At 73.6% G+C, this 9,935-nt stretch carries 8 protein-coding genes; 7 read left to right on the forward strand and 1 reads right to left on the reverse strand.

Annotated features, from left to right (window positions below; all coding sequences use genetic code 11):
• Positions 1–93 precede the first annotated feature (93 nt).
• Positions 94–1,947, reverse strand: coding sequence for a regulator (locus ACFRMQ_RS31665; RefSeq protein WP_380734157.1), 1,854 nt, complete (start codon positions 1,945–1,947; stop codon positions 94–96).
• 344 nt (positions 1,948–2,291) lie between these two features.
• Between ACFRMQ_RS31665 and ACFRMQ_RS31670 the strand changes: the two genes are divergently transcribed.
• The 7 genes from ACFRMQ_RS31670 to ACFRMQ_RS31700 all read left to right on the forward strand — a co-directional run bounded on the left by ACFRMQ_RS31670 (position 2,292) and on the right by ACFRMQ_RS31700 (position 9,924).
• Complete coding sequence (locus tag ACFRMQ_RS31670) at positions 2,292–3,053, forward strand: 3-hydroxybutyrate dehydrogenase (protein ID WP_380734158.1); 762 nt, start codon at positions 2,292–2,294, stop codon at positions 3,051–3,053.
• 148 nt (positions 3,054–3,201) lie between these two features.
• Positions 3,202–4,611 (forward strand): MFS transporter, encoded by a 1,410-nt coding sequence (locus tag ACFRMQ_RS31675; protein ID WP_380734159.1) that lies wholly within the window; start codon positions 3,202–3,204, stop codon positions 4,609–4,611.
• Positions 4,612–4,677: 66 nt separating this feature from the next.
• Complete coding sequence (locus tag ACFRMQ_RS31680; protein WP_380734160.1) at positions 4,678–6,606, forward strand: helix-turn-helix domain-containing protein; 1,929 nt, start codon at positions 4,678–4,680, stop codon at positions 6,604–6,606.
• A gap of 120 nt (positions 6,607–6,726) precedes the next feature.
• The gene (lipB, locus tag ACFRMQ_RS31685) at positions 6,727–7,497 is read left to right on the forward strand and encodes a lipoyl(octanoyl) transferase LipB (RefSeq protein WP_380734163.1); all 771 of its coding nucleotides are present in this window, start codon (positions 6,727–6,729) and stop codon (positions 7,495–7,497) included.
• Positions 7,498–7,667: 170 nt separating this feature from the next.
• Positions 7,668–8,621, forward strand: coding sequence for a lipoyl synthase (gene lipA, locus ACFRMQ_RS31690; RefSeq protein ID WP_380734161.1), 954 nt, complete (start codon positions 7,668–7,670; stop codon positions 8,619–8,621).
• Positions 8,622–8,806: 185 nt separating this feature from the next.
• Complete coding sequence (locus ACFRMQ_RS31695; RefSeq protein ID WP_380734162.1) at positions 8,807–9,013, forward strand: hypothetical protein; 207 nt, start codon at positions 8,807–8,809, stop codon at positions 9,011–9,013.
• Between the two features lie 212 nt (positions 9,014–9,225).
• Complete coding sequence (locus tag ACFRMQ_RS31700; protein ID WP_380734164.1) at positions 9,226–9,924, forward strand: DUF4191 domain-containing protein; 699 nt, start codon at positions 9,226–9,228, stop codon at positions 9,922–9,924.
• The last annotated feature ends 11 nt before the right edge of the window (positions 9,925–9,935 follow it).

Genomic DNA, 9,935 nt, shown 5'->3' on the forward strand with positions numbered 1-9,935 from the left:
GTCTCGCACGGCGCCGCGATCATCGACATCGGCGGCGTGAAGGCCGGCCCCGGGGACGAGGTGTCCGCCGAGGAGGAGGCGCGCCCGGTTCCCTCAGATCACCCCCACCTGCCGGGCCGACTCCTCGAAGGCCCGGGCCACCGGGCTGCCCCGGTACGGGGTGAGGCGGCGGTGGAAGTCCCGGACGTACTCCAGCGAGCGGGCCGAGCGCATCTCCCCCGCCGCCCGCAGCGCGTCGGTGGCCATGGTGCAGGCCTCGTCGAGGTCCCCCATGCCGAGCCGGGCGGTCGCCAGCACCAGCCGGCAGAAGATCCGGCTGCGCGCGTAGGCGGGCGAGCGCAGCCGCAGCGACTTCTCGGCGTGCTGCGCGGCCGTCCGCCACTGCTGGAGGTCGCGGTAGCAGTGGGCGAACTCGTCGGAGAGCTGGGCCTCGTCGAAGTACCGCGCCCAGGAGGGCAGTTCGTCACCCGCCCGGGCCGCGGCCAGGGAGCGCTCGGCGCGCACCAGGGCCGTGGTGCAGGAGCGGACGTCGCCCAGCAGACCGTGCCCGCGCGCCTCGGCGGCGTGCATCAGCGACTGCACGACCGGCGGCACGGCGGTGCCCACGCCCTGCTGGGCGACCCTGGCGAGCTGGACCGCCTCCCGGCCGTGGCCCAGGTGGACGGCCTGCTGGCTCATCGTCACCAGCACGTAGCCGCCGAGCGCGCGGTCCCCGGCGGCCTGGGAGAGCCGCAGCGCCTGGACGAAGTAGCGCTGGGCCAGGCCGTGCGCGGCGATGTCGAAGGACGTCCAGCCGGCCAGCCTGGTGAGGTCGGCGACCGCCCCGAACAGGGCCCGGCCGATCTGCTCGCCGTAACGGCCGCGCAGCATCGGCTCGGCCTCGCTCTCCAGGTAGCGCACCAGCGCCTGGCGGGCGTGGCCGCCCCCGTAGGCGTGGTCGAGCGCCCTGAAGAGGTCGCCGACGGCCCGGATGGCGGCGATGTCGCCGCGGCCGACCCGCAGGGTGGGGCGGGACTCCCGGGCCGGGTCGGAGTACGGCGGCTCGACCGCGACCGGCGGCCGGCGGCTCTGGATGGGCACCCGCCCGATGGTGGGGGCGGTACCGGTGGTGCCGGCCGTGCTGCGGGCGACGGGGGCGCCCGGGCCGCGCACCGGGCTCACGCCGGACGCGCCGGGCGCACCCGGCGTCGGGGCACCGGTGATGGCCGCGGAGGTGGCGCTGCCGGACGGCGGACCGGTGGCGGCGTCCGGCCGGACCAGGGTGGAGCCGTCCCGGGCGACCCGCTCGTCGGTGCGGCCGATCAGCCAGTCCCGGCTGGGGACGACCAGGCCCGCCGGGGTGAAGGCGATCCGGCGCAGCTCGGACTGCGGCCCGTTGTCCTTGCGCCACATGCTCGCCACGATGTCCACCGCCTCCTGCGGCGTCTCGGCGAACTCCAGGCCGGCGTAGACCGGGGCGCAGGCGTCCAGGCCGAGGTCCTGGGCGGTGAGGCGGCGGCCGAGCCGGCGGGTGAAGACCTCGGCGATCAGCGCCGGGGTGGCCCCGCGCGGCTGCTGGCCGCGCAGCCAGCGGGTGACCGAGGTCTTGTCGTAGCGCAGGTCGAGGCCGTGCTCCAGGCCGAGCTGGTCGACCCTGCGGGCGAGGCCGGCGTGCGAGAAGCCGGCCTCCTCGATCAGCGCCGCGAGCTGGCCGTTCTGCGGGGCCGGGCCGGAGTGGCCGGCGCCGCGGGCCGGGGCCGGCGCGGGCGCGCCGGGGGCCTCGTGCCGGTCGGGTGCGGCCTGCACCGGCAGCCGCAGGTCGTCGGCGGCCTGGGTGTCGGCGGTCAGCGTGTCGGCGGTCAGGGCGTCGGGGGCGTCCGGAAGGGTCCGGCCGGCCGGCCCTCGGTGCTGGCCGAGCGGGTCGAGCGGTCCGTACGCCGGGCTGTCGGTTGCGGGCCGTTGGGGCATGTCTGTCAACACCTCTCGGACGTCGCACCGGGCCTCACCAGCACTTCGGCGGCCTGGGGCGGCGCCCCCTGTCGGGAATCGGCGTGAATGTAGCGAGCATTCGGGCGCTATGGGTGGATCTGACCGAGCAATCCACCGAACGGGTGAAGCAACCGCGCCCATTGTGGGGAAGCGGGGTCACCTCGGGTTTGGCTGTCCGCGGCTGAACCGTCGGCGGTTCCGAGGGTCGATCCGCCGTTCGGTCCGCGCGCCATCGTCATGGCGGAGAACACCACAGCTCAGCGGGATGCTGTGGCGGTCCGCCACATGGGAGCGGGGCCGCCGGATTCTTACCGTTCTCGGCCATGGACACCTCTACTGCCCGCCCGCTCGCCGGCCGCACGGCCATGGTCACCGGAGCCGCCTCCGGCATCGGCCGGGCCTGCGCCGAGGCCCTCGCCGGGGCCGGCGCCCGGGTCTACGTCGTGGACCTCGCGGCCGGCCCGGCCGAGGAGCTCGCCGAGCGGATCGACGGACGCGCGATCGTCGCCGACCTCGGTGACCCCGCGGCCGTGGACGCCCTCCCGGACGACGCCGACATCGTCGTCAACAACGCGGGCCTCCAGCACGTCGCGCCCGTGCACGAGTTCCCGCCGGACCGCTTCACGCTGATCCAGCGGGTCATGGTCGAGGCCCCGTTCCGGATCCTGCGCCGCACCCTGCCGCACATGTACGCGCGGGAGTGGGGCCGGATCGTCAACGTCTCCTCCGTCCACGGCCTGCGCGCCAGCGCCTTCAAGTCCGCCTACGTCACCGCGAAGCACGCCCTGGAGGGCCTGAGCAAGACCGTCGCCCTGGAGGGCGCGCCGCACGGCGTCACCAGCAACTGCATCAACCCGGGCTACGTACGGACGCCCCTGGTGGAGAAGCAGATCGCCGCCCAGGCGCTCGCCCACGGCATCCCCGAGGAGGAGGTGGTCGAGCGGATCATGCTCGACCGCACCGCCGTGAAGCGTCTCATCGAGCCCGAGGAGGTCGCCCAGCTCGCCGTCTGGCTCTGCTCCCCCGGAGCCTCCTACATCACCGGCTCCAGCCTCCCCGTCGACGGCGGCTGGACGGCGCGCTGAGCCGGGAACGCTCCGTGGACGGAGGGGATCACCCATAGGGCAAGCCGCCATATTCGACCCCTGGTCTATGTGAGCCAGTCACATAGTCCCGGGGTCGAGCGCTTCCTACCTTGTGGCGAACATCGTCCCCCACCCGGAAGTGGTGACCATGAACGGCTCAGACGCTCCGAAAACCACCGGAGGCTCACTGCCACGCATCGTGGCCGCGAGCCTCATCGGAACAACCGTGGAATGGTACGACTACTTCTTGTACGGAACGGCGGCCGCCCTGGTCTTCGGGAAGCTGTTCTTCCCGCACAGCGATCCGCTGACCGGAACGCTGCTGTCCTTCCTGACCTACGCGATCGGGTTCGCGGCGCGACCGCTCGGGGCGCTGGTGTTCGGCCACTTCGGGGACCGGATCGGGCGCAAGCGGCTGCTGGTGGTGAGCCTGCTGCTGATGGGCGGGGCCACCACGGCGATCGGCCTGCTGCCGACCTACGACTCGATCGGCGCCGCCGCGCCGGTGCTGCTGACGGTGCTGCGGCTGGTGCAGGGCTTCGCGCTCGGCGGCGAGTGGGGCGGCGCCGTGCTGCTGGTGTCGGAGCACGGGGACCAGCGGCGGCGCGGGTTCTGGGCGTCCTGGCCGCAGGGCGGGGCGCCGGCCGGGAACCTGCTGGCGGCCGGGGTGCTGTCGCTGATGACGACGGTGCAGTCGGACGCCGACTTCCTGGCCTGGGGCTGGCGGGTGCCGTTCCTGCTGTCGGCGGTCCTGGTCGGGGTCGGCCTGTGGATCCGGCTCGCGGTGGACGAGTCGCCGCTGTTCAAGCAGGCGCTGGCCGCGCAGCAGAAGCGGCAGGCGGAGCGGAGGAGCGCCGAACGGCCGCCCCTGGTCGAGGTGTTGCGCCACCACTGGCGGGAGGTGCTGATCGCCATGGGCGCGCGGATGGCGGAGAACATCTCCTACTACGTGATGACGACCTTCGTCCTCACCTACGCCGTGACCCACGCGCACTTCTCCAAGCAGACCGCGCTGAACGCCGTCCTGATCGCCTCCGCGATCCAGTTCGCGCTGATCCCGCTGTTCGGCGCGCTGTCCGACCGGGTCGGGCGCAAGCCGGTGTACCTGGTGGGCGCGGTCGGGGTGGGCGCCTGGGCCTTCGTCTTCTTCGGGCTGGTGGACACCGAGTCCTTCGGCCCGCTGGTCGCCGCCGTGACCGTCGGCCTGGTCTTCCACAGCGCGATGTACGCGCCCCAAGCCGCCTTCTTCTCCGAGCTGTTCGCGACCCGGATGCGCTACTCGGGCGCCTCGATCGGGGCCCAGTTCTCCTCGGTGGCGGCCGGCGCCCCCGCGCCGTTGATCGCCACCGCGCTGCTCAAGGACTACGGCAGCGCCACCCCCATCGCGGTGTACGTCGCCATCGCGGCGGCGATCACCGTCCTGGCGGTACTCTGCGGCCGGGAGACCAGGGGGCAGGACCTCGCGGCCGTCGAGGACGGGAACGACCCGCGGGCCGCGGAGGCCACGGAGGCCGCGGCCCCGGACGCCGCCCCGGTCGGCAAGCCCACCGCCGTCTGAGGCCGAGCCGATACGATCGCGCTTTCTCGGAACCGACGGAACCGACGCCGATTGGCAGCACGCACCATGAACCACCCTCACGAAAGCGCCGCGCCCGCGCTGCGGCGGCTGCTCGACCTGCTCGCCTCCGGCGCCGCCACCGAGGACTTCGCCGACGTGCTGGCCGACGCCCGCCGCCGCGGTGCGCCGGCCGCCGTCCTCGCCGAGATCGACGACGCCACCTGGCAGGCCCTGCGAGTTCACCGCACCCTGCGTCAACACCGGCGCCGCGAGGCCGAGTTGACCGCGCTGTTCGACACCGCCGGAGACCTCGCCGCCTCCCGGGACCTGGACAGCGTGCTCCAGGCGATCGTCCGCCGGGCCCGGATGCTGCTCGGCACCGACATCGCGTACCTGACCCTGCCGGACGAGGCCGCGGGCGACACCTACATGCGGGTCACCGACGGCTCGGTCTCCGCGCTGTTCCAGACGCTGCGGCTCAGCCTCGGCGACGGCCTGGGCGGGCTGGTCGCGCAGACCGCCCGCCCGTACGCCACCCCCGACTACCGCACCGACGAGCGCTTCCACCACACCGGCACGATCGACGCCGGCGTGCTGGACGAGGGCCTGGTGGCGATCATCGGGGTGCCGCTGCTGATCGGCGGGCAGGTCATCGGCGTCCTGTTCGCCGCCGACCGCACGCCGCGCGCCTTCTCCCCCGACGAGGTCGCGCTGCTCTGCTCGCTGGCCGCGCACGCCGCGATCGCCCTGGACACCGCCAAGTCGCTGGCCGACACCCGGGCCGCGCTCGCCGAGCTGAACGCCGCCAACGAACTGGTCCGGGCCCACTCCGCCGCCGTCCAGCGCGCCGAGCAGGCCCACGACCGGCTCACCGACCTGGTGCTGCGCGGCGCCGAGGTGCCGGACGTCGCCGCCGCCGTCGCGGTCCTGCTGGGCGGCGAGATAGCGGTCCTGGACGCTGAGGGCGAGCCACTGGCCGGACGCTCCGCACCCGCGGCCGAGCTGACCGAGGCGGTCGCCGCCTCGCGCGCCGAGGGCCGGTCCGTCCGGCACGGCGAGCAGTGGGTCTGCGCGGTGCTGGCCGGGCACGACGCGCTCGGCACCCTGGTGCTGCGTGGCCGGCCCGACCTCGACGACGCCGACCGGCGGCTGTTCGAGCGGGCCAGCGTGGTCACCGCACTGCTCCTGCTGCTGCGCCGCTCGGTCGCCGAGACCGAGAACCGGGTCCGCGGCGAGCTGCTCACCGATCTGCTGACCGCACCCGAGCGCGACCCGGCCGGGCTCACCGCGCGCGGCCGCCGGCTCGGCGTCGACCTCGCCCGGCCGCACCTGGTGCTGGTCGCGGAGCCGGCCGACGGGAAGGACGACGACCGGGGACGGCTGGCGGGCGCGGCCCGGCGCTACCTGTTCGGCTCCCGCGGCGTCAGCGCCGAGCACACCGACACGGTCGTGCTGCTGACGCCCGCCGACACCGGCGGCGCCCACGGCCCCGAGGCGACCGCCCGGCAGGCCGCCGAGCGGCTGGCCCGGCTGGCCGGGTTCCCGGTCACCGTCGGCGCCGGCCGCCCGGCCGCCGGACCGTCCGCGCTGGCCGCCTCCTACGCCGAGGGCCTGCGCTGCGTCCGGGCACTGCGGGTGCTCGGCCGCGCCGGGGAGGGCGCCTCGGCCCGCTCGCTCGGCTTCCTCGGCGTGCTGCTCGGCGACGGCCACGACGTGGACGGCTTCGTCGGCGCGACGCTCGGCCCGCTGCTGGAGTACGACGCCCGGCGCGGCACCGAGCTGGTCCGCACCCTTCGCGCCTACTTCGACTGCGGCGGCAGCCTGACCCGGGCCAAGGACGAGCTGCACGTCCACGTGAACACCGTCGTCCAGCGGCTGGACCGGGTCGAGGCCCTGCTCGGGCGGGACTGGAACCAGCCGGAGCGGTCGCTGGAGCTCCAGCTCGCGCTGCGGCTCCGGCTGCTCGCCGGGAGCGGGGAGGAGTCGGGCGGCTGAGGGTCACGACGGGGCACGGGCCGGACGGGTCCGGTCCGGGCTGGGCGTACAGTGGCGAGGTTGGTCTCGAACGCCTGGCAAGGAGCGGCAGCGGTGAGCGAGAACGTGCGTTTCGTGCACATGGGCATAGGTGAGCGGACCGTGCCCTACCAGGAAGCCTGGGAGGAGCAGCAGCGGCTGCACGCGCTGCGGGTCGCGGACGAGATCCCGGACACCGTCCTGCTCCTGGAGCACCAGTCGGTGTACACCATGGGCAAGCGCACCAACCCCGCCGACCTGCCGCTGGACGGCACCCCGGTGGTCGAGGTCAACCGGGGCGGGGAGATCACCTGGCACGGCCCCGGCCAGCTGGTCGGCTACCCGATCGTCAAGCTGCCCGACCCGATCGACGTCATCGCCTACGTCCGCCGGCTGGAGGAGGCGCTGATCCGCACCGCCGGCGAGTTCGGCATCGGAACCACCCGGGTCGAGGGCCGCAGCGGGGTCTGGGTGCTGGGCCAGTCCCTGCCGGACGCCGTGGTGGACCCGGCGCAGGTGGTGGACATCGGCAAGCTGACCCTGCGGATGGGCCTGCCGCTGGGCATCGACCCGCGCCTGGCCGGCCCCGAGTACGCGCCCTCCAACGCCGGCCAGCGCGGCGACGACCGCAAGCTCGCCGCGATCGGCGTACGGGTCGCCCGCGGGGTGACCATGCACGGCTTCGCGCTCAACTGCGCCCCGGACATGACCTGGTTCGACAAGATCGTGCCGTGCGGCATCCGGGACGCGGGCGTCGCCTCGCTCACCGGCGAACTGAAGCGCGAGCTGTCCGTCGCCGAGGCGGCTCCGGTGGTCGAACGGCACCTGGCGGAGCTCTTCGCCGAGCTGCCGGAACCGGCGCTCAGCCACTGACCACCCCTTCGGCGGCCGTCGGGAAGTCCCGTCCGGAAAGCCCCGGCGGCAGCGGGAATCTACTGGCCGGTAGCCGTGTTCCCCTGCGATTGCAGGGCGACAGGCCCGGCGAAAGCCGTACAACCACAGGCGTACCCTGGGGGTACCCCGTCTAGTTCTAGGAGTCGCACGTGTCCGCTGTCGCGCCCGACGGCAGGAAGCTGCTCCGCCTGGAGGTCCGCAACAGCGAGACCCCCATCGAGCGGAAGCCCGAGTGGATCAAGACCCGCGCGAAGATGGGCCCGGAGTACAACGCCCTCCACTCGCTGGTGAAGAAGGAGGGGCTGCACACGGTCTGCCAGGAGGCCGGCTGCCCCAACATCTTCGAGTGCTGGGAGGACCGCGAGGCGACCTTCCTCATCGGCGGTGACCAGTGCACCCGCCGCTGTGACTTCTGCCAGATCGACACCGGCAAGCCCGCCGAGTTCGACCGCGACGAGCCGCGCCGGGTCGCCGAGTCCATCGTCACCATGGACCTCAACTACGCCACCATCACCGGTGTGGCCCGCGACGACCTGGAGGACGGCGGCGCCTGGCTGTACGCCGAGACCGTGCGCCAGGTGCACGCGATGACCGCCGGCCGCGCGGCCGGCCGCACCGGCGTCGAGCTGCTCATCCCCGACTTCAACGCGGTCCCCGAGCAGCTGGCCGAGGTGTTCTCCTCCCGCCCCGAGGTGCTCGCGCACAACGTCGAGACGGTGCCCCGGATCTTCAAGCGGATCCGCCCGGCGTTCCGCTACGAGCGCTCGCTGGACGTCATCACCCAGGCCCGCGCGGCCGGGCTGGTGACCAAGTCCAACCTGATCCTGGGCATGGGCGAGACCCGTGAGGAGGTCAGCCAGGCGCTGGCCGACCTGGTCGGCGCCGGCTGCGAGCTGATCACCATCACCCAGTACCTGCGCCCCTCGCTGCGCCACCACCCGGTCGAGCGCTGGGTGAAGCCGCAGGAGTTCGTCGAGCTCCAGGAGGAAGCCGAGGAGCTGGGCTTCGCCGGCGTCATGTCGGGCCCGCTGGTGCGCTCCTCGTACCGGGCCGGCCGGCTGTACCGGCAGGCGCTGGAGCGGCGCGAGCAGGCCTCGGTCTGACCGGTCTCCCGATCGGTCCGAACCGTTTGAGCCATTCGAAGGGCGGAGCCACGGCTCCGCCCTTTCGGTTTTCACCCCGCTTTGACTGCCTGGTCACGGCCTGGTAACACGGGGTGGGGACGCTGGACCCCTGATGGGTGTTCGATTCTTCTCGGCCATTCCAGCCAGGAGAGGAGCTGTTCGGCATGCGGATGCGGATCCGATCGGTGGGGGTGGCGCTGCGGTTCGCCGAGAGCGTCCTGTCGGCCCCCGGGCAGCGGCACGCGCGCCGCAACGCCTGGGCGGCGGTCTGCGAGAACCGCGAGTACGCGGCGGACCGCGAGCACGGCGACGCGGTGGCCGGGGCCGACGCGGTGGCCGGGGCACCGGGGACGCGGCCGGTCCGGCGGTAGGGCGGTCCAGCGGTAGCGCGGTCCAGCGGTAGGGCGGTCAGACGGTCGGCCGGTCCGACGGTCGGGCCGTCCGGCGGCCAGGCGGTCCGCGTCGCTCAGCGCGACACCCGGGGGTTCCGGCGTCGCTGTGCGCGACGGCGTACCGCCCCGTGCGTCACGGTTGGAGCGAACGGGTACCCGGGCTTGGATATCCCGTACCCGTGCCAAGTACCATGACCGTTATGGCGAGGGAAACATCCGAGAACACCGGGCGACTGAAGCAGATCCGCCTGGCGTACAGCATGACCAAGAAGGTCGACACCAAGATCGGCCTGATCATCGCCGGCGTCGGCCTGCTGACCTTCGGCGTGTTCCTCGCCATCGGCTTCGCGATCGAGCACCCCGTCTACCTGGGCATCCTGGGCTTCATCGTGGCCGTGCTGGCCATGGCGATCGTCTTCGGGCGCCGGGCCGAGCGCGCCGCGTTCGGGCAGATGGAGGGGCAGCCGGGCGCCGTGGCGGCGGTACTGGACAACATCCGGCGCGGCTGGAGCTCCAACAGCACCCCGGTCGCGGTCACCCGTAACCAGGACGCGGTCTACCGCGCCGTGGGCCGGGCCGGCATCGCGCTGATCGGCGAGGGCAACCCGAACCGGGTCCGCCAGCTGCTGGCCTCCGAGAAGAAGAAGATGTCCCGGGTGGTCGGCGACGTGCCGGTGCACGACATCGTGGTGGGCAACGGCGAGGGCGAGATCCCGCTGAAGAAGCTCCAGATCCACCTGATGCGTCTGCCGCGCGCCATCACCGCCGCCCAGGTCACCGAGACGAACGACCGGCTGCGCGCGCTGGGCGACCTGCTCTCCAAGGCGCCGATCCCCAAGGGCCCGATGCCCAAGGGCGCCCGGATGCCCAAGGGCGGCCAGGCCCGCTAGCCCCCTCCCCC

The sequence above is a fragment of the Kitasatospora sp. NPDC056783 genome (assembly GCF_042789895.1).
In the GTDB taxonomy this organism is placed as follows: domain Bacteria; phylum Actinomycetota; class Actinomycetes; order Streptomycetales; family Streptomycetaceae; genus Kitasatospora.